Origin of the sequence: Priestia sp. Y58 (assembly GCF_029522095.1) — a bacterium.
Taxonomy (GTDB): Bacteria; Bacillota; Bacilli; order Bacillales; family Bacillaceae_H; genus Priestia; species Priestia megaterium_E.
This window is the reverse complement of the sequence record NZ_JAKWFL010000001.1, coordinates 1,086,647-1,107,558: the sequence shown is the minus strand read 5'-3', so window position 1 is coordinate 1,107,558 and position 20,912 is coordinate 1,086,647. Positions and strand designations below refer to the sequence as shown.

Below are 20,912 nucleotides of genomic sequence, written 5' to 3'. Positions count from 1 at the left end.
TGATAAGCGTGAGGTCGGTGGTTCGAGTCCACTTAGGCCCACCATATTCCACAGTAGCTCAGTGGTAGAGCTATCGGCTGTTAACCGATCGGTCGTAGGTTCGAGTCCTACCTGTGGAGCCATACGGAGAAGTACTCAAGTGGCTGAAGAGGCGCCCCTGCTAAGGGTGTAGGTCGTGTAAGCGGCGCGAGGGTTCAAATCCCTCCTTCTCCGCCAGTCGTTTTAAATTTAAATATGGCCCGTTGGTCAAGCGGTTAAGACACCGCCCTTTCACGGCGGTAACACGGGTTCGAATCCCGTACGGGTCATCTCAAAAAGGTTTGCATATATGCAAACCTTTTTTATTTGCGCTTTTTTAATGATTAAGTAAACAGAAATAATAGTTAGGAATAATTACCATGAATTTTCAGAATAAAAAGTAAGTTTTAAGCAGGATTTTCCCTATGTTATATGGAATTATTCATAAAGTAATAAAGTATGAAGAGTATGGGATAAAGAGCAATTTAAAAGAACATTTATTCTATTATATTTGTAGAAAAGGTTTATGTTTTTACTGTAAAAGGGAATGAGTGGTAAGAAGCATGTATTATGTGCGTATATTATGTTTGAAGTTAAAGGGGTGGCAAAAGTGAATCTAGCGGTTCAGCCTACTGAATTTGATGTTCATTTGTATCACGAAGGAAACTTATTTCGCAGTTACTCTATTTTCGGTGCGCATCAGGTAACGGTAGAAGGAATTGAAGGCGTACGATTTTGCGTGTGGGCACCTCATGCAAAGGGTGTAAGCGTTGTAGGTGATTTTAATAAATGGAACGGTTTTCAACATTCAATGGTTAAAGTTAATGAAGAAGGTATTTGGATGACATTTATCCCTGAATTAGAACAAGGGACTATTTATAAATATGAAATCATCACACAAAGCAATCAAAAAAAATTAAAAGCAGATCCATACGCTTTCTTCAGTGAAGTGCGTCCAAACACTGCGTCTATTGTTTACTCATTGGATGGGTACAAATGGAACGACCAATATTGGCGTAGAAAGAAAAAACAGCAAAATATATATGAAAGACCGCTGTGTATTTACGAGCTGCATGCAGGGTCTTGGAGGACTCATGAAGATGGCAGCCTTTATACATACAGTGAATTAGCACAGGAGCTTATTCCTTATATTGCTGAACAAGGTTTTACACATATCGAGTTATTACCAGTCATTGAGCATCCGCTCGACCGATCCTGGGGATATCAAGGAACTGGATACTATTCGGCTACCAGTCGATACGGTACACCTAAAGAGTTGATGAACTTTATAGATGAGTGTCATCAAAACAATATAGGGGTTCTTTTAGATTGGGTACCCGGGCATTTTTGTAAGGATGAACATGGTCTGTATATGTTTGATGGAGAACCTACTTATGAATACAAAAAAGAACCCGATCGTGAAAACTACGTTTGGGGAACAGCTAATTTCGATTTAGGAAAGCCTGAAGTACAAAGTTTTCTGATTTCGAATGCTTTGTTTTGGTTGGAGTACTTCCATATAGATGGATTTCGAGTAGATGCTGTAGCTAATATGCTTTATTGGCAAAATTCTTCTGGAAAAGCAGTGAATGATGGAGCTGTCAGCTTCTTGAAAAAGTTGAATGAAGCTGTTTTTGAATCTGATGAAACGGTATTAATGATGGCAGAAGATTCAACGGACTGGCCGCTTGTTACAGCACCTACGTATGAGGGCGGTTTAGGCTTTAATTATAAATGGAATATGGGATGGATGAATGACGTTTTAACATACATGGAAGCTGGCGTGGAAAGACGTCCCTATCTTCACGATAAAATGACCTTTTCACTAATGTATGCGTTTAACGAAAATTTTATTTTGCCGCTTTCCCATGATGAAGTCGTACATGGGAAAAAATCATTACTTAATAAAATGCCAGGTGATTACTGGCGCAAGTTTGCACAGCTTCGACTGCTATATGGATATTTCTTTGCACACCCTGGAAAAAAGCTTTTATTTATGGGCGGAGAGTTTGGCCAATTTGATGAGTGGAAAGATTTAGAGGAGTTGGATTGGATGCTTTATGACTTTGACATGCATCGCAATCTTAACGGATATATGAAGGATCTCATCAAGATTTATAAAAGAAGCAAGCCTTTATATGAATTAGACCATAATCCAGATGGATTTGAATGGATTGATGTTAACAACCATCATCAACAAATTTTCTCTTTTATTCGTAAGTCGAAAGAAAATCAGGAGATTTTTATAGTTGTTAGCAATTTTTCTGAGCATCCATATCATTCTTATAAAGTTGGAGTTCCAGTTGAGACAGAGTACATTGAAGTTATTAACAGTGATGACGAAGTGTACGGCGGTTCAGGCATTGTAAATAAAAAGGCATTAAAATCAGTGGATGAATCGTTTCACGGCCAACCTTTTTGCATTGAAATGAATATTCCGCCGTTTGGCATTAGTATACTACGAGCAAAGAGAAAACGAGGGGAGAGAAAACAACATGTTAAAAAAGAAATGCGTAGCGATGTTATTGGCAGGAGGAAAAGGTAGTCGGCTCAGTTCGCTTACAAAAAATCTAGCAAAGCCAGCTGTACCATTTGGTGGTAAGTATCGAATTATTGATTTTGCTTTAAGTAATTGTACAAATTCAGGTATTGAAACAGTAGGTGTATTAACCCAATATCAACCGCTAGTTCTCAATTCATACATTGGAATTGGAAGCGCTTGGGATTTGGACCGACGGAATGGTGGCGTCACGGTATTGCCTCCATACGCAGAGTCAGATGGAGTAAAGTGGTATAAAGGCACGGCTAGTGCTATTTATGAAAATTTGAACTATTTGACACAATATGATCCTGAGTACGTACTGATTCTATCAGGTGATCACATTTATAAAATGAACTATGAAAATATGCTTGATTATCATATAAACAAAGAAGCAGACGTAACGATTTCTGTTATTGAAGTACCTTGGGAAGAAGCGAGCCGTTTTGGTATTTTAAATACAAATAGTGACCTAGACGTAATGGAGTTCGATGAAAAACCACAGCGTCCTAAAAATAATCTAGCTTCCATGGGAATTTATATTTTTAAATGGAGTATTTTAAAAGAATATTTAGAAATGGATGCACGCAATCCGTATTCAAGCCATGATTTTGGTAAAGATGTTATTCCGCTTTTACTAGATGAAAAGAAAAAGCTAATTGCATACCCATTCCAAGGTTATTGGAAAGATGTAGGAACTGTAAAAAGCTTGTGGGAAGCGAATATGGATTTGTTATGTGATAAAGACGAGCTTAATTTATTTGACTCTTCATGGAAAGTATACTCTGTTAACCCTAATCAGCCTCCTCAATATATCGCGCCAAACGCCTGCGTGGTGGAGTCATTAGTAAATGAAGGGTGCGTTGTCGAAGGAAACGTAGAGCAGTCCGTGTTATTTCCAGGTGTACAAATCGGCTCAGGTTCTGAGGTTAAGAAAACGGTTGTCATGCCTACTGCAAAGATAGGTTCTAACGTATATATTGAAAACGCAATTGTTCCATCGGATATTGAAGTTCCAGACGGTACTATTATTCGACCGACCAAAGGAAGCGAAGAAGTAATTCTTGTTACTCAAGAATTGATTGAATCAGTTGCTAAATGCATTTAACGAACAGAGAGGATGAACGACATTGAATAATCAAATGCTTGGTATTATTGATGCTTGTACAAACACAACAGCGCTGCAGCCTTTAACTTTTTATAGATCGATTGCTGCCATTCCTTTTGCAGGGCGCTATCGATTAATCGATTTTACGCTTTCTAACATGGTGAACTCTGGAATTTCGAGCGTTGCCATTTTTCCTCGTGACCGCTACCGCGCATTGATGGATCATATAGGTTCAGGAAAAGAATGGGATTTGGATCGGAAGCGAGATGGATTGTTTATCTTCCCTCCTATGACAAGTGATTTACACTTAGAAAGTCCATCACTATTCACGCAGTTCCGTTACCATATTGATTATTTCTTAAGAAGTAAGCAGGAATACGTATTAATTGCTAATAGTTATACGATATGTACAGTTGACTTTGAGCACGTGCTACAACGTCATATTGCTTCAAATGCAGATATTACTGAAATGAAGCAGGGTGATAAATCGCTTAATATGTATATTATTAATAAATCGATTCTAGTTAATATTTTGCAAAATGAATCGCATGATTTTTATACGATTAAAGAAATGGTTCGATATATGGCACAATCTCATCGTGTAGAAAAGTATGAGCACCATGGATATACGGCTGAGATTTCTAGCTTAGATGCCTACTATAAAACAAGTATGGAAATTTTATCTTCAGATGTTTGGAAGCAGCTATTTATTAACGAACGTCCTGTTTTCACTAAAGTAAAAGATGAACCGCCTACTCGTTACGCAAAAAAAGCGGTTGTGAAAAACTCAATGATCGCAAACGGGTGCGTGATTGAAGGGCATGTGGAAAACAGTATTATCTTCCGAGGCGTTAAAATTGGAAAAGGTACGGTCGTTAAGAATAGCATTGTGATGCAAAAAGGCGTTATTTTAGAAAATAGTGTATTAGAAAATGTTGTTTTAGACAAAGATGTGAAAATAGGAAGTAATGAAACGTTGCTAGGTGAGTCAGGTCTGCCTAGAGTCATTGCTAAAGGAACAACTCAAGGAGCGTTGATGAAGTCGTGAATGTATTATTTGCTGTATCAGAATGTGTACCTTTTATTAAAACAGGAGGATTAGCAGACGTAGCTGGTGCCCTGCCTAAAGAATTAAAAAAGTTAGGAACGAACGTATGTGTAGTTATGCCAAAGTACGGAACGATTCCTCAACATTATCAAGATGAAATGGTGCTTGAAAAAGTTATTCATGTGCAGGTTGGGTGGAGAAGACAGTACTGCGGAATTGAATCGCTAACGATGGATGGCGTTAAATATATTTTCATTGATAATGAATATTATTTTAAAAGAGATAGCTTATATGGGCACTACGATGACGCTGAACGATTTGCTTTTTTCAGCAGAGCCGTGCTTGAAGCTATCCCATTTTTAGAGAATGAGCCTGATATTATCCATTGTCACGACTGGCATACGGCTATGATTCCATTTTTACTTCGTGCTAATTATGATATGTATGATCATATTCAAACGGTCTTTACGATTCATAACTTGCAATTCCAAGGAATTTTCCCTAAGAGCAATTTATATGAGTTATTAAATTTAAATGAATATTATTTTACTACAAGCCAGCTCGAGTTTTATGGGAATATTAATTTTATGAAAGCTGCGCTTGTATCAGCTGATAAAATTACCACGGTAAGTCCTACATATCGAGATGAAATTCAAATGCCATATTACGGAGAAAGTTTAGATGGATTATTGCGTCAGCGAAATCAAGATTTGATTGGGATTGTAAATGGAATCGATGAAGAAGCTTATAGCCCAGACGCAGATCAGCTTATATCTTATCCTTATTCGGTAGAAGAGATTGAAGGAAAATATAAAAATAAAAAAGAGCTCCAGCGCTATCTTGAATTAGAAGAAAATAAGGATGTTCCAATTATTTCGATGGTTACAAGGTTAACTCAGCAGAAGGGATTGGATTTAGTTAAGCACGTTTTCCATGAGACGGTTAACTTAGGGGCCCAAATTGTTATTTTAGGAACTGGAGAACACGAGTTTGAGCAGTTTTTCCGTGAGATGGAAGATACGTACCCGCAACAAGTAAAAGCCATTATTGGTTTTAATGAGGAACTTGCTCATAAAGTTTATGCCGGTACGGATTTATTTTTAATGCCTTCCCGTTTTGAGCCTTGCGGACTCGGACAATTAATAGCCTTAAAATATGGAACCATTCCAGTCGTTCGTGAAACGGGCGGCCTGAATGATACGGTCAAAGCTTATAATGAATATAGCGGAGAGGGAAATGGCTTCTCTTTTAAAAATTATAATGCTCATGACATGCTTCATACGTTAGAAAGAGCTGTTTCATTTTATCACCAGAAAGATGTATGGAAAAAATTAATGATGGATGCTATGAGTCAGGATTATAGCTGGGGGCAATCGGCATTTAAATATAATCAATTGTATTCAAATTTGACATCTACTCCATCGTGAAAGGGTGAGCAGATTGTTCTCTGATAAAAAAAGCTTTCAAGAGGCTTTTTTAAAAAAGCTGGAAATGACATATGGAAAGAGCTTTAAAGAATCTACTGTTCAAGATCACTATCATACATTAGGAAATATGGTGCGAGAGTATATTAGCAGCGATTGGATTTCAACCAATGAAATTCATAGGTCTTCACATACAAAGCAAGTGTATTATCTTTCTATCGAATTTTTATTAGGCAGACTATTAGGTCAAAATCTGTTGAACTTAGGAATTCGGGAAGTTGTAAAAGAAGGATTAAGTGAGCTGAATATTTCACTTGAAAATATTGAGGAAATAGAAGTAGACGCCGGATTAGGAAACGGCGGATTAGGCAGGCTGGCTGCTTGTTTTTTAGATTCTCTTGCTTCACTTAATCTTCCTGGCCATGGTTATGGGATTCGCTATAAACACGGTTTGTTTGATCAAAAGATTGTAAACGGCTTTCAAATTGAGCTCCCAGAACAGTGGTTAAGGCATGGGAATTCATGGGAGGTACGCAAATTAGATCAAGCTATCGAAGTGAATTTTTGGGGCGAAGTTGAAATGGTACAGGAAGACGGAAAATTTTCTTTTCGTCATGTAAAAGGAGAACCGGTCTCTGCTGTTCCTTATGACATCCCGGTTATCGGATATAAAACAGATACAGTGAATACACTTCGCCTTTGGAATGCGGAGCCTTCATCATTTCCAGTACATAAAGATGTGATGGAGTATAAGCGTCAAACAGAGGCTGTATCAGAATTTTTATATCCGGATGATACACATGAAGATGGTAAAATATTAAGATTGAAACAGCAATATTTTCTTGTGTCAGCTAGCTTACAAAGTATTATCAGAGCACATCGAAATACCTATCAAACACTTACAAACTTTCACGAAAAAGTAGCCATTCATATTAACGATACGCATCCTGTACTTGCGATTCCTGAGCTAATGAGAATTTTACTGGATGAAGAAAAAATGGAATGGGAAGATGCATGGCATATTACGTCCAATACCATATCATACACAAATCATACGACTCTTTCTGAAGCCCTTGAGAAATGGCCGATTGACTTATTTCAACCCTTGCTTCCACGCGTGTATATGATTATTGAAGAAATTAATGAACGCTTTTGTAAAGAATTATGGGAAGTATATCCAGGAGACTGGCAGCGGATTGAAAATATGGCTATTTTAGCGCACGGGTTAGTAAAGATGGCTCATTTGGCAATTGTGGGAAGTTATAAAGTAAACGGCGTGGCAAAGATTCATACTGATATTTTAAAAGAACGAGAAATGAAAGATTTTTATCAGTTTTATCCTGCTAAATTTAACAATAAAACGAACGGAATTACCCACCGGCGCTGGTTGTTAAAAGCTAACCCGCAGCTTTCCTCCCTTATTACCGAGGTGATAGGAGATAAATGGATTAAACAGCCGCATTCTCTTATAAAGCTCCAAGAGTATGTGGAAGATCCAAGCTTTTTACAAGGACTAAAAACAGTAAAACAACAGCGTAAAAAGCTGCTTGCGGATATGATTCAAGAGCAAACGGGAATTAAAATCGATTCTAATTCTATTTTTGATGTACAGGTTAAAAGGCTTCATGCTTATAAAAGACAGCTTTTAAATGTGCTGCACATTATGTATTTGTACAATCGATTAAAAGAAGACCCTAATTTTCAAATCGTTCCTCGTACATTTATTTTTGGTGCGAAAGCTTCTCCGGGTTATTATTATGCAAAAAAAGTCATCAAGCTAATTAATTCTGTAGCTGATGTTGTCAATCATGATCCACAAACATCACCGTTTTTAAAAGTCGTTTTTTTAGAAAACTATCGGGTGTCACTTGCAGAGTATATCTTTCCTGCAACGGATGTCAGTGAACAGATTTCAACCGCCAGCAAAGAAGCTTCGGGAACGGGAAATATGAAATTCATGATGAATGGAGCGTTAACTCTTGGCACGCTGGACGGAGCGAACGTCGAAATTAGCGAGGCAGTAGGAAAAGATAATGCCTTTATTTTTGGATTAAAAGCCGAAGAAGTGTTGAGCTATCAGCAAAATGGAGGATACCGTGCCTATGATTATTACCATCATGATAAGCGGATTCGACAAGTGCTCGAGCAGCTTACAAACGGCTTCCTACCAGACACATATGACTTGTTCGAGCCTATATATGATTCATTATTAATGCAAAATGATGAATACTATGTACTCCGTGACTTTGACTCATACGTTACGGCACAGCAAAAAGTAAACGAGGCTTATAGAAATGAAAATAAATGGCTTCAAATGAGTGCGACGAACATTGCACATTCCGGCTTTTTTTCTAGTGATCGAACGATTGAGGAGTATGCATCTGATATTTGGGGAATTCACTCCACTAAAAATTTATTAAATCAATAAATAAAAAAGGTGTAGTCAAAGACTACACCTTTTTTATTTTATCTGTTGTCACCGTTTAAGAAATCACCTAAAGAACCAAGGATACTGCCTTCACCTTTACCTCCTGTTGGCGAAACTGCACTTGATAAAACGCGATCGGCTAGTCGGCTAAAAGGAAGAGATTGAATCCAAACTGTTCCTGGTCCTGACAGAGTAGCAAAAAACATGCCTTCTCCTCCAAACAGAGCTGTTTTAATTTTCCCTACATATTCGATGTTGTAGTTTACATCACGGGTCATGGCCACTAAACATCCAGTATCCACGCGAAGGCGTTCACCCGGCTGCAGCTGTCTTTTATGAATGGTCCCACCTGCATGCAAAAATGCCAAGCCATTACCTTCTAATTTTTGCATAATAAAACCTTCACCGCCAAAGAAGCCCGTTCCTAGTTTTTTTTGAAAATCAATGCCAACGGATACGCCTTTGGCAGCGCATAAAAAGGAGCTCTTTTGACAAATGATTTTATGATCGAGCTGCTCTAAATCGACAGGAATAATCTTGCCTGGAAAAGGTGAAGCGAAAGATACTTTTCGTTTGTGATATCCGTTATTTGTATATACCGTCATAAATAAACTTTCACCAGTTAATACGCGTTTCCCAGCTCCTTTTAGTTTATTAAAAAGCCCGCTGCTGTTGGAGGAAGAACCGTCACCAAAAATGGTTTCCATCTCAATATCATCTTCCATCATCATCATTCCTCCAGCTTCTGCTATAACACTTTCTGAAGGATCTAATTCAATTTCAACAAACTGCATATCATCTCCATACAATTTGTAATCAATTTCATGTGCATTCATCATTTTCACCTCATTATAATTCTAATCTCCTATTCATTCGATGTCATCTCCTATAGCTCCTACTAAAAATAGAAAAAAGAGTAGTATGAAGAACTACTCCTTTTCAGTGTATGGATCTTTCTCATAGGCCGGTAAATCTCCAAATATGGTCATCGTACCTTCTTCATCCAGTGCATTTTCATATCGCTCATGCTCTTTTGAAGGGTAAATAGGAAGAGGCTGTCCATATAAATCGGTAGCGGCAAAGTTTTCATAATCTTCAACGTACCCGATAGCTTCATCTGCCTCAATATAGGTTTCACTATAGTTAGACGTATCTTCTATAAAATCAGAAGGAGATTCAGACGTCCCGTAACGCGCAACGTCTTGCCAAGAATCTTCTGCGTCATATCCTGTCGTTTCGGTATCGTCATAGTCGTATTGACCAAATGGGTGATGGAGAACATTTTCTTCTACAGGTCTGTGCTTTGGAATATCCTGTGATGGGCTATGTTCTCTACAGTATAAAGTAGTTGGTACAGCCTGAAGTCTTTCAAACGAGATATCTGTTCCACATACTTTGCATGTTCCATACGTGCTGTGAGCGATTGCCTGAAGTGCTTCTTCTATTTCATGTAGCTCTTGTTTTGCATGTTCATTTAGTGCAAGGTCTTTTTCACGCTCATATGTTTCCGTGGCTGTGTCACCAGGGTGGTTATCGTAGCTTGAAAGTTCTCCTACAGCATCGTGAGCGTCGCTTCGAGTTAGACCAAAATGATCATTTTGGTCAAAGTGCGATTGAATATCAGCCTGCTGCTGCTGTAAATTTTGTTTTAACTGACTGATTTCTTGTTTTGAAAGTGTCATGAAGCTCCCCCTTAAAAATTTATTGTGCTTTTGTAGTATGTGTTAAAAATTCAAAAAAACACGATTCATATTAGGAGTATTTGGGGTATTCATGAAGCTAAGAGAGAAAAGGAGTGGAAAATTAAAGAAAGTTAAAGGTTATAGAAAAGGGTATGATAAAAATAACGTTCTCGAGGTGTAAGGAGTACTAAATAGATCATAAAGATTTTTGATTCATTTAATGAAAAGGCATAATTTAGACAAGCGAAATTAATTTTTTCTCGTGAATCGCGATGCTAGATTTTTTTGAACTGAAAGTTTATAATAAATTAGTTACAGACTTAAGAAAAAAGATGAACGGGGGGACGTAGTGTGATTGCAACGACCGAACAGTTAGTACAAGAATACATTAAAGATGCGATTGAGTGTGCAAAAAATGAAAATCAGCCAAAATTGGTCAGTTTAGTGAAAAAAGTAAGACCTATTGACCCCCTTATTTTTTATGCGAACGGACATGACCAGTTTTATAAAGAACGCTTTTTTTGGAAAGATCCCAACAGTTATTATACATTTGTTGGATTAGGATATGCGCATACTATTTGCACCAATGCGGCAAAAGAACGTTATTTCCACATTGAAAATGAATGGAAGCGCTTTATAAAAGAAGACTTTTATAAAAACAACCAAATTTTCCCGGATGGGACAGGTCCTCTTTTATTTGGAGGATTTTCATTTGACCCAAATCAGTATCGAGAAAACTATTGGAGTGATTTCCCGAGTTCAAAATTTATGATTCCAACGGTGTTATATACCCAGGTAGATAAAGAAGGATATTTTACCGTTAATATGATGGTTAAAGGGCAAGATTCTGTAAAAGAGCACATCAATTATTTCGAAGAGGTCCAAAAACTTGTTCTTTGTGAAGAGTACGACGGGGAATCGCATATTTCACCTTTGCTGTTGGAAAAAGAGGAAATTGGGGTAGAGAAATTTAAAGGAAATATTGAAAGAGCTACTACTTTAATTAAGCAACAGGCTATAGAGAAAGTGGTTCTTGCTCGTCAATTAAAAGTAAAATTTAATGAAGATATTTCTACTGAATACGTGCTTCAGCGTCTGTTAAAGGAACAGCCAACTAGCTACACATATATTTTAGAGGGAGAGCATCAGCATTTTATCGGCGCTTCCCCAGAAAGGCTAGTGCAAAAACAAGGAGATTATGTGTTTTCCACTTGTTTAGCGGGTTCGATTCCAAGAGGAAAGACAAGGCAGGAAGATCACGAACTAGGTGAGGAATTGCTTCAAGATCCTAAGAACTTAATTGAACACGATGTTGTTGTTCATATGATTAAAGAAGCGATGAATTCTTATTGTTATGAAGTAGAAATTCCAAGTAAGCCAAGTTTATATAAAACAAAGCATATTCAACATTTGTATACACCTGTTAAAGGACGTATAAAGGAAGATGTGACGCTATTTTCATTTATTCAAAAGCTCCATCCAACACCAGCGCTAGGAGGATATCCTCAACAGGAGGCCTTGCCTATTATTCGAAAGCTAGAATCCTTTGACCGAGGGTGGTATGCAGCTCCTTTAGGATGGATGGATATCAACGGAAACGGTGAATTTATAGTAGGAATCCGCTCCGCTGTTATTCAGCAGAAAGAAGCCGTTTTATTTGCGGGCTGTGGAATTGTAGCAGATTCTACGCCTGAAAGTGAATATGAAGAAACAAGAATTAAATTCAACCCGATGCTTTCAGCTTTAGGAGGGATTATGCGTGGAACACATTAAATCATTAACAACGTATATTGCGTCATTCGTGGATGAATTAGTAGAAGCAAATGTCGAAGAAGTAGTGGTCAGTCCAGGGTCACGTTCAACGCCTATTGCGATGCTTATGGCTGAGCACCCTGATATTCATGTGCACTTAAATATTGATGAACGTTCCGCCGGCTTTTTTGCTCTAGGAATAGCAAAAGCAAAGAAAAAACCAGTGGCGCTTGTATGTACATCTGGAACAGCTGCAGCGAATTATTATCCTGCAGTAATTGAAGCTCACTACTCACGCATTCCTTTAGTAGTTATCACAGCGGATCGTCCGCATGAGTTAAGGGATATAGGTGCCCCGCAGGCCATTAATCAGAATCACCTTTTCGGTCAATATGCGAAGTGGTTTGTAGATACAGCTTTACCAGAAGAAAGTGCAGATATGAATCGTTATATTCGAACAGTAGCTTCAAGGGCTGTTCATACAGCTCAAGCTATACCGAGCGGTCCTGTACACATTAACGTACCTTTACGTGAACCGATTGTACCAGATTTGTCTATTGAAGATTTATGGAGTCAAGGGAAACGCGGTAAATCATATGTGTCTGCTATTCATGGAGAAGCATCTCTATCTGAAAAAGGTTTCGAAGAAATTGCGAAGCGCTTAGAGGGACCAACAAAAGGACTTATTATATGCGGAGATCAAATGTCTTTAAAAGCAGTAGACAGCGTATGCCATTTAGCTGAATCTTTAAGCTTTCCGGTGCTCGCAGATCCGTTATCACAATTAAGAAGCGGCAAGCATTCAAAAGAAAATGTAATAGAGACGTATGATACATTTTTAAAAAGTGATAAGGTTGATGAGCGTTTTTACCCGGAAGTTGTCATTCGTTTTGGGGCGATGCCGGTATCGAAACCGCTATTGCAATTTTTGAAAGCACACGAGCCGACAGAAATGTTTGTAGTTGACCAAGGTAAAGGCTGGAGAGACCCTACTTTACGTTCAACAGTGATGATTGAAGCCGATGAGACATTATTTTGTGAAGAACTGATCAAGCGTCTTTCAGCGAATCAAGAGGAATCTACTTCATGGCTGAGTCTGTGGAAAAAGATTAATGCTCAAACTGCACAGGCTCTGAGAACATTAACTTCTGGCCAGGAATGGTTCGAAGGACAAGTAGTTCAAGAAATTGTTGATGTAGTACCTGAAGGCACGGCTTTGTTTGCTGGAAATTCAATGCCTGTTCGAGATATTGATTCTTTCTTCTTAAATACGGAAAAAGAGATTCCACTCTTTGTAAATCGGGGCGCAAATGGAATTGATGGTGTAGTTTCGTCTGCTCTAGGCGTAAGCACGGCTTACGATCACACCGTTTTATTTATTGGTGACCTATCGTTTTATCACGATTTAAATGGTCTTCTGGCAGCTAAAATGCATAATTTAAATTTAACCGTTGTGCTAGTTAACAATGACGGGGGAGGAATTTTTTCATTTTTACCGCAGTCAAAACAAGAAAAGCACTTTGAATTTTTATTCGGTACGCCAACTGGATTAAACTTTGAGCATGCCACTCGTCTGTATGATGGCACATTTTCTTCAGCAAGCAGCTGGGAAGAATTTCGACATGCAATGAATCATGCTTTTGCAAAAGGCGGGTTGCATGTTGTAGAGATTCGTACAACTCGTACAGAAAATGTAGAGACTCATCGCAGTTTGTGGAAACTTGTTTCCGAGGAAATAAATTTGTCAAACGGTGAGGAATAAGCAATGAGGTATCAATTAAGTGGTGTATCTTACTATGTGCACACCGAGGGGAAAGGAGAGCCGCTGCTTCTGCTTCACGGTTTTACCGGTTCTTCTCAAACCTGGCGTACCTTTATGAAGAAATTCGCTAAAGACTATCAGGTGATTGCTGTTGATATTATTGGTCATGGGCAATCAGCAGCTCCGAAAGAAATCAAACCATATTCAATGGAAGCAGTTGTGGAAGCACTGCATGAGCTGCTTCAACAGCTACCTCTATCACAGGTGAATGTAATCGGATATTCGATGGGAGGAAGACTTGCTCTTTCATTTGCTCAGCGATATCCACACCTTGTGAAAAAGTTGGTATTAGAAAGCGCATCGCCTGGTTTAAAAACACGAGAAGAACAAAAGCTAAGAAAAGAAAAAGATGAACAGCTGGCGAGCCGCATTATGGAAAATGGGATTGAAGAGTTTGTGAACTATTGGGAGGAAATCCCTCTTTTTCGTTCTCAAAAGCAATTGCCTCGTCATGTCCAAGAAGCGGTGCGTAAAGAAAGACTTTCTCATACAGAGATCGGCCTTTCCAACAGTTTGAAAGGAATGGGTACAGGAGTCCAGCCGTCCCTTTGGGAGAAGCTGGACGATCTGGTGATACCGGTTTTGCTTATTACAGGAGAAGTAGATCAAAAGTTTTGTTTAATTTCCAAAGAAATGCAAACATTAATACCAAATGCTACTTCTAAAATTATTTTAGGGACAGGCCATGCAATTCACGTGGAACAACCCGAGATTTTTGGTAGAATAGTAAGTGAGTTCTTAGCTACTACATAATTAGGAGGAAATAAAGATGACAGTTCAATGGACATCAGTACGTCAGTATGAAGACATTTTATACGAAACATATAACGGAATCGCTAAAATTACGATTAACCGTCCGGAAGTGCACAATGCATTCCGTCCAAAAACAGTAATGGAATTGATCGATGCATTTGCTTATGCTCGTGACGATGCAAGCGTTGGAGTAATTGTATTAGCAGGTGCTGGAGATAAAGCATTTTGCTCAGGCGGAGACCAAAGAGTTCGCGGCCACGGCGGCTATGTAGGAGAAGATGAAATTCCACGTCTAAACGTTCTAGATTTACAGCGTTTAATTCGCGTAATTCCAAAGCCGGTTGTTGCGATGGTATCAGGCTATGCAATTGGTGGTGGCCACGTTCTTCACGTTGTATGTGACTTAACAATTGCAGCGGATAACGCAGTCTTTGGACAAACAGGTCCTAAAGTGGGAAGCTTCGATGCAGGATATGGCTCTGGTTACTTAGCTCGCATCGTAGGTCATAAGAAAGCGCGTGAGATCTGGTTCTTATGCCGTCAGTACAACGCTCAAGAAGCACTAGACATGGGATTAGTAAACACGGTCGTTCCATTAGAACAGCTTGAAGCTGAAACAATTCAATGGTGTGAAGAGATGTTAGAAAAAAGTCCAACCGCTCTTCGTTTCTTAAAAGCAGCATTTAATGCTGATACGGATGGCTTAGCTGGTATCCAGCAATTTGCGGGTGACGCAACGCTTCTTTATTACACAACCGATGAGGCAAAAGAAGGTCGCGATGCATTTAAGGAAAAACGCAATCCAGACTTCCAACAGTTCCCACGTTTCCCTTAAACAGCTGAAACAGCTTGGTGATTATCATCAGGCTGTTTTTTCAATTTAATTTAGTTAATCAGTATAAAAAGGAGAGAAATTCATGAGTAGCCAAACGATTCCCAATGGGCTTATGCAAAGAGCATATTTGACGCCAAATCGAGTGGCGGTAGAAACACCGCAAACGTCTCTTACGTTTCAAGAGCTTCATAAACGTGTTCAAAAAGTAGCACATCAGCTTTCGTTTAACGGTGTAAAGCAAGGCGATACCATTGCTTTATACATGAAAAATAGCGTGGAGTTTATTGAGATTTTATATGCGGTTTCTTATATTGGCGCAAGGTTGCTGCTCGTCAACACGCGTTTGACAAACGAAGAAATTAATTATCAGCTAACAGATGCAAACGTGTCGTTGCTTATTGCGGATGAAACATTTTTAATGAGAGAATTCCAAAGTTCCATTACTCAGCTTACTTTACCTGCTTTAAAAAGTTCTCCAGAAGCAGAAACGGATTTTCAAAAAGCGTGGAATCTCGAGGAGACATTTACCATTATGTATACGTCCGGAACAACAGGTCATCCAAAAGGAGTGCTGCAGACGTATGGAAATCACTGGTGGAGTTCCGTTGGCTCAGCGCTTAATTTAGGATTAAACGAAAAAGACTGCTGGCTTATAGCGGTTCCTTTGTTTCATATTAGCGGCTTATCTATTTTAATGCGGAGCGTCTTTTACGGAATGAAAATCATTTTAGAAGAACGGTTTGAAGCAAGAGCAGTAAATGAAGCGATTGAAAACAAAGGGGTAACGATTATTTCGGTTGTTACTTCTATGCTGTCCAATATGCTCGATGAGTTAGGGGAACGAAAATATCCGCATACGTTTCGGTGCATGCTTTTAGGAGGAGGACCTGCACCGCTTACTATTTTAGAGGCCTGTGTGAATAAAGAAATTCCTGTTTATCAAACGTATGGAATGACAGAAACATCTTCACAGTTCGTTACGCTTTCACCTGAAGATAGTTTGCGAAAACTGGGATCAGCAGGTAAACCATTATTTCCATGTGCAATGAAAATTGTAGATAAAAAAGGAAATGAGACCAGCGAAGCAGGAGAAATCATTGTTAAAGGTCCAAATGTTACAAAAGGATATTTAAATAAACCTGAAGCTACTGAAAAAGCCCTTCAACAAGGCTGGTTCTATACAGGAGATATCGGGAAAGTGGATGAAGAAGGCTTTCTATATGTATTAGACAGACGTTCAGACCTTATTATTTCAGGTGGAGAAAATGTATATCCAGCTGAAATTGAAAATGTTTTGTTGAAGCATCCCGCTGTTAAAGAGGCCGGTGTAACGGGAATAGCTGATGAAAAATGGGGACAAGTGCCAGCTGCATGTATTGTTGTAAACGAAGACGTTTCAGATGAAGAATTATCTTTACACATTCAACAATTTTTAGCAAAGTACAAACTTCCAAAGTATTTCGCTCGAGTAGAGGAGCTGCCGCGAACGGCTTCTAATAAAATCATACGCCGGAAGCTATCATCTTTCATACAGAAAGGGAGCTAATCGATGATTATAAAAAAAGTACATCTTTATAAAATTGACATGAAGCTTCTTTCTCCTTTTTCAACAAGCTATGGTACAGTGCAGGATCGAGAATTGATTTTGCTTGAAGTAGAAGATGAACAAGGATTGACAGGGTGGGGAGAAGTAGTTGCTTTTTCATCTCCTTGGTATACGGAAGAAACGATTCAGACATGTTTTCATATGTTAGACGATTTTTTAATTCCCTCGCTTCTTAATCAGCAGCTTCAAAAACCAGAGGATGTTCAAAAGTTATTCAAACCTCTAAAGCGAAATAACATGGCTAAAGCAGCTTTAGACTGTGCTGTATGGGATTTGTATGCAAAGCGGCATAACAAACCGTTATCTGAAGTAATTGGAGGAGTAAGGTCTGCTGTAGAAGCTGGAGTGGTAGTTGGCTTAAATGATATTTCCATAATGAAAGAACAAATAAAGACTTACATGAAAGATGGTTATAAGCGCTTTAAAGTGAAAATTAAGCCGGGTGCTGACTATGAGCTACTGAAACAAATTCGAGATGAATTTCCAAGCATTCCTCTTATGGCTGATGCCAATTCAGCCTATACGTTAAGCGATAGTGATTTATTGAAGAAACTAGATGAATTGAATTTAATGATGATCGAACAGCCGTTAAGTTCTGATGATATCCTTGATCATCGATTGTTACAAAAGCAAATGCAGACGCCAATTTGCTTAGATGAAAGTATTGTGAGCTATGAAGATGCACGTCATGCAATTGAACAAAGAAGCTGTAAGATTATCAATGTGAAAATCGGTCGAGTTGGCGGAATGTCCGTAGCAAAGCAAATTCATGATTTGTGCGCCCAGCATGGTGTAAGACTTTGGGTTGGCGGAATGTTAGAAGCCGGGATTTCAAGAGCTCATAACATCGCCCTTGCGACATTGCCTTCTTTCACGATACCAGGTGATATTTCTGCGTCATCTCGCTATTGGGAAAAAGATATTATTAAGCCCGAAGTAGAGGTAGAAGCCGGAGTAATAAAGGTGAAGGGAAAACCGGGGATAGGATACGATATTGATAAAAAGTTTATCAAAACAATCACAGCATTTGAAAAAGAATACCAATAATTAAAAACCGTTTTTTTATGAAAAACGGTTTTTTTATTGGTGTTGTCAATGTTTAGTAGAAAAATAGGACAAATTTTTTAAAAAGAGCACATTGTTCCATCAAGCGTGTCAAAACATGTTATGATGGAATAGTTTGATGAAAAAAGTCGAAGAGTTTTACCGTAAAAAACAAAATTATTTTTGAAAATAGGTTGATAGTTTTCTAAGTTGTCCTATATAATGTGTTTATAACATAACACAATATGTTGTTCTGAAATCGATAATAAAATACTATATTTTGTGTTTTCCAGTGAAAAAGGTGTCTGATAAAAAGACTTAAAAGGGAATTTGGTGAAAATCCAAAGCTGTCCCCGCAACTGTGAATGCTGATGAAATAAGGAGATCCACTGTGAGTAAACATCATGGGAAGGCCTTAAAGTAAAAAGAAGCATAAGTCAGGAGACCTGCCTTTTTTATGTCGTTTTATCTTCTTCGGGAGGTGAGAGGGTAGAGCGAGGATTGAGAAAAGACTTAGTGTCTTCTTCTATCTTCGTTCTATTCGCTCACCGAGGTACGGTGAGCGATTTTTTTATTTTGAAGTGAAGAGAGGAGCCATATTTATGGTGAATACATTAAAGCCTACAATTCTACATGAATTAACTGCATATATTGAACGATTAAAAAAAGAATTTACGCAGCTTGATTTTTCTTTGTATGAGGAAAAGGTTATTCAAACTGTTACAGTAAAGGAAAATATGACGGACGAAAAGGTTGCAAACGTCCTAATTCTAGCAGCCTTAGAGCGTATTTCAATGGAAGAACCAGATTGGACGTACGTAGCGGCAGACGTCTACTTAAACGAACTATATCGAAAAGCAGCGGACAACCGAGGTTATGATAAAAAAGAGAAGTACGGTTCGTTTTATCAGCTTATTCAAGAACTAACAAAAATCGGCATTTATAATAAACAGCTATTAAAAACATATACAGAAGAAGAAATTAATGAAATTGCTTCAGTCATTATTCCTGAACGCGATCGTTTATTTACATACATTGGATTGTTGACATTAGCAGATCGCTATTTAGCGACATCACATGATAAGCGCGTATACGAATTACCGCAAGAACGTTTTCTTATCATTGCTATGACGCTGATGTCTCAAGAAAAGAAAGAAAATCGAACAGCATTAGTAAAAGAAGCGTACTGGGCGCTTTCTAGTCTATATATGACGGTTGCCACACCAACGCTTTCAAACGCAGGAAAGAGCTACGGACAGCTATCTAGCTGCTTTATTGATACGATTGATGACAGCTTACGCGGTATTTATGATAGCAATACAGATTTGGCCACGCTTAGTAAAAATGGAGGCGGAATTGGTGTCTACCTCGGTCATATTAGAAGCCGAGGAAGTGATATAAAAGGTTTTAAAGGCGTATCATCAGGAACAATTCCATGGATGAAACAGCTAAATAATACGGCTGTAAGTGTCGATCAGCTAGGTCAACGACAAGGAGCTATTGCCGTATATTTAGACGTATGGCATAAAGACATCTTTTCATTCTTAGACGCGCGTTTGAACAACGGTGACGAACGCCAGCGCACGCATGATTTATTCACTGGCGTATGTTTGCCAGATTTGTTTATGGAAAAAGTAGAAGCACGTGAAGACTGGCACTTATTCGATCCTCACGAGGTTCGTACGCTGATGGGCTATTCGTTAGAAGATTTTTATGATGAAGAAGAAGGCAGCGGTTCGTTCCGCACTCGTTACGCTGAGTGTGTAAATAATGAACAGCTTTCAAGAGAAACAGTACCTGCTATTGAAATCTTCAAGCGCATTATGCTTTCACAGCTTGAAACGGGAACGCCTTATATGTTCTATCGTGATACGGTTAACCGAGCTAATCAAAACCGCCACGAGGGCATGATCTACTGCAGCAACTTATGTACAGAAATTACGCAAAACCAAAGCACAACGGTCGTAACAGAGGAAATTACGGAAGACGGAAAAATTATTATTACAAAGAATCCGGGCGATTTTGTTGTATGTAATCTTTCGTCTATCAACTTAGCGAGAGCCGTAACTGAAGATGTGCTTGAACGTTTAATTCCAATTCAAGTACGCATGCTTGATAACGTTATTGAGTTAAATGATTTGCCGGTACTTCAAGCAAAACTAACGAACCAAAAGTACCGCGCAGTAGGGCTTGGCACATTTGGTTGGAACCATTTGCTTGCCTTAAAGAAAATAGCATGGGAAACAGATGAAGCGGTAGCATACTGCGATGAATTGTATGAGCAAATTGCTTACTTAACCGTACAGGCAAGCATGAACTTAGCTAAAGAAAAAGGCGCATATCCATTATTTAAAGGCTCAGATTTTGAGTCAGGCGCTTATTTTGAAACACGTAAATACACAAGCGAAGCGTGGAGCGAACTGCGTAACGAAGTTCAAAGCAATGGGATAAGAAATGGATACTTAATGGCTGTAGCACCTAATTCATCAACATCTATTATCGCGGGTTCTACTGCAAGTATTGATCCGATTTTCCGTAAGTTTTATTCAGAGGAAAAGAAAAACTATAAAATCCCGGTGACGGCACCAGATTTATCGCCAGCAACAAACTGGTATTATAAGTCCGTTTATTTAATTGATCAGCATTGGAGCATTAAGCAAAACGCCAAGCGACAGCGCCATATTGATCAATCCATTTCATTCAACTTATATGTGCAAAATGATATCCGAGCAAAAGAGCTGCTGGATCTTCATATGACGGCATGGAAAGAAAAGTTAAAAACGACCTACTACGTACGTTCAACATCAAGTGAAGTCATTGAAGAATGTGAAAGCTGTCATAGTTAAAAGGAGT

The 20,912-nt window shown here is 38.6% G+C and carries 14 protein-coding genes, 3 tRNA genes and 1 riboswitch; of the genes, 15 read left to right on the top strand and 2 right to left on the bottom strand.

Going from position 1 to position 20,912, the window contains the following annotated elements; genetic code table 11:
- Window positions 1-47 precede the first annotated feature (47 nt).
- From MMB68_RS05785 to MMB68_RS05750, 8 genes are all read left to right on the top strand, one after another.
- Window positions 48-122 (top strand) — tRNA-Asn (locus MMB68_RS05785).
- Window positions 123-125: 3 nt separating this feature from the next.
- Window positions 126-216 (top strand) — tRNA-Ser (locus tag MMB68_RS05780).
- Between the two features lie 20 nt (window positions 217-236).
- Window positions 237-308, top strand: a tRNA-Glu gene (locus tag MMB68_RS05775).
- 293 nt (window positions 309-601) lie between these two features.
- Window positions 602-2,563: a 1,4-alpha-glucan branching enzyme gene (gene glgB / locus MMB68_RS05770; protein ID WP_221784735.1), complete on the top strand. Its 1,962-nt coding sequence runs from the start codon at window positions 602-604 to the stop codon at window positions 2,561-2,563.
- Window positions 2,514-3,665, top strand: coding sequence for a glucose-1-phosphate adenylyltransferase (locus tag MMB68_RS05765; protein ID WP_016765788.1), 1,152 nt, complete (start codon window positions 2,514-2,516; stop codon window positions 3,663-3,665). The genes glgB and MMB68_RS05765 overlap by 50 nt, the downstream gene beginning before the upstream one ends.
- 22 nt (window positions 3,666-3,687) lie before the next feature.
- On the top strand, window positions 3,688-4,713 hold the full coding sequence (locus MMB68_RS05760) for a glucose-1-phosphate adenylyltransferase family protein (RefSeq protein ID WP_221784734.1): 1,026 nt from the start codon (window positions 3,688-3,690) through the stop codon (window positions 4,711-4,713).
- The gene (gene glgA, locus MMB68_RS05755; RefSeq protein WP_050688669.1) at window positions 4,710-6,140 is read left to right on the top strand and encodes a glycogen synthase GlgA; all 1,431 of its coding nucleotides are present in this window, start codon (window positions 4,710-4,712) and stop codon (window positions 6,138-6,140) included. Before MMB68_RS05760 ends, glgA begins: the two co-directional genes overlap by 4 nt.
- Window positions 6,141-6,153: 13 nt before the next feature.
- On the top strand, window positions 6,154-8,565 hold the full coding sequence (locus MMB68_RS05750; RefSeq protein WP_269871779.1) for a glycogen/starch/alpha-glucan phosphorylase: 2,412 nt from the start codon (window positions 6,154-6,156) through the stop codon (window positions 8,563-8,565).
- Window positions 8,566-8,603: 38 nt separating this feature from the next.
- On the opposite strand, the gene MMB68_RS05745 is transcribed toward MMB68_RS05750, so the two are convergent.
- Together MMB68_RS05745 and MMB68_RS05740 are read right to left on the bottom strand one after the other, a co-directional pair.
- Window positions 8,604-9,401, bottom strand: a complete 798-nt coding sequence (locus MMB68_RS05745) for a TIGR00266 family protein (RefSeq protein ID WP_013059569.1) — start codon at window positions 9,399-9,401, stop codon at window positions 8,604-8,606.
- A 93-nt stretch (window positions 9,402-9,494) separates the two neighbouring features.
- Window positions 9,495-10,247, bottom strand: coding sequence for a TraR/DksA C4-type zinc finger protein (locus tag MMB68_RS05740; RefSeq protein WP_195695772.1), 753 nt, complete (start codon window positions 10,245-10,247; stop codon window positions 9,495-9,497).
- A 351-nt stretch (window positions 10,248-10,598) separates the two neighbouring features.
- Between MMB68_RS05740 and MMB68_RS05735 the strand changes: the two genes are divergently transcribed.
- From MMB68_RS05735 to MMB68_RS05705, 7 genes are all read left to right on the top strand, one after another.
- The gene (locus MMB68_RS05735; RefSeq protein WP_050688666.1) at window positions 10,599-12,020 is read left to right on the top strand and encodes an isochorismate synthase; all 1,422 of its coding nucleotides are present in this window, start codon (window positions 10,599-10,601) and stop codon (window positions 12,018-12,020) included.
- Window positions 12,007-13,761 carry a 2-succinyl-5-enolpyruvyl-6-hydroxy-3-cyclohexene-1-carboxylic-acid synthase gene (gene menD, locus MMB68_RS05730; RefSeq protein WP_221784732.1) on the top strand — a complete coding sequence of 585 codons (1,755 nt, stop codon included), beginning with the start codon at window positions 12,007-12,009 and terminating at the stop codon, window positions 13,759-13,761. Before MMB68_RS05735 ends, menD begins: the two co-directional genes overlap by 14 nt.
- A gap of 3 nt (window positions 13,762-13,764) precedes the next feature.
- Window positions 13,765-14,574, top strand: coding sequence for a 2-succinyl-6-hydroxy-2,4-cyclohexadiene-1-carboxylate synthase (gene menH / locus MMB68_RS05725; protein WP_221784731.1), 810 nt, complete (start codon window positions 13,765-13,767; stop codon window positions 14,572-14,574).
- A gap of 16 nt (window positions 14,575-14,590) precedes the next feature.
- Window positions 14,591-15,409, top strand: a complete 819-nt coding sequence (gene menB / locus MMB68_RS05720) for a 1,4-dihydroxy-2-naphthoyl-CoA synthase (protein ID WP_221784730.1) — start codon at window positions 14,591-14,593, stop codon at window positions 15,407-15,409.
- Between the two features lie 82 nt (window positions 15,410-15,491).
- A complete protein-coding gene (locus tag MMB68_RS05715) occupies window positions 15,492-16,955 on the top strand; it encodes an o-succinylbenzoate--CoA ligase (protein ID WP_221784729.1) in 1,464 nt (487 codons plus the stop codon).
- 3 nt (window positions 16,956-16,958) lie between these two features.
- On the top strand, window positions 16,959-18,062 hold the full coding sequence (gene menC, locus MMB68_RS05710) for an o-succinylbenzoate synthase (protein WP_221784728.1): 1,104 nt from the start codon (window positions 16,959-16,961) through the stop codon (window positions 18,060-18,062).
- A 279-nt stretch (window positions 18,063-18,341) separates the two neighbouring features.
- A riboswitch (cobalamin riboswitch) is annotated at window positions 18,342-18,527 on the top strand.
- A gap of 134 nt (window positions 18,528-18,661) precedes the next feature.
- Window positions 18,662-20,905 carry a ribonucleoside-diphosphate reductase subunit alpha gene (locus MMB68_RS05705; RefSeq protein WP_016765778.1) on the top strand — a complete coding sequence of 748 codons (2,244 nt, stop codon included), beginning with the start codon at window positions 18,662-18,664 and terminating at the stop codon, window positions 20,903-20,905.
- Window positions 20,906-20,912 lie beyond the last annotated feature (7 nt).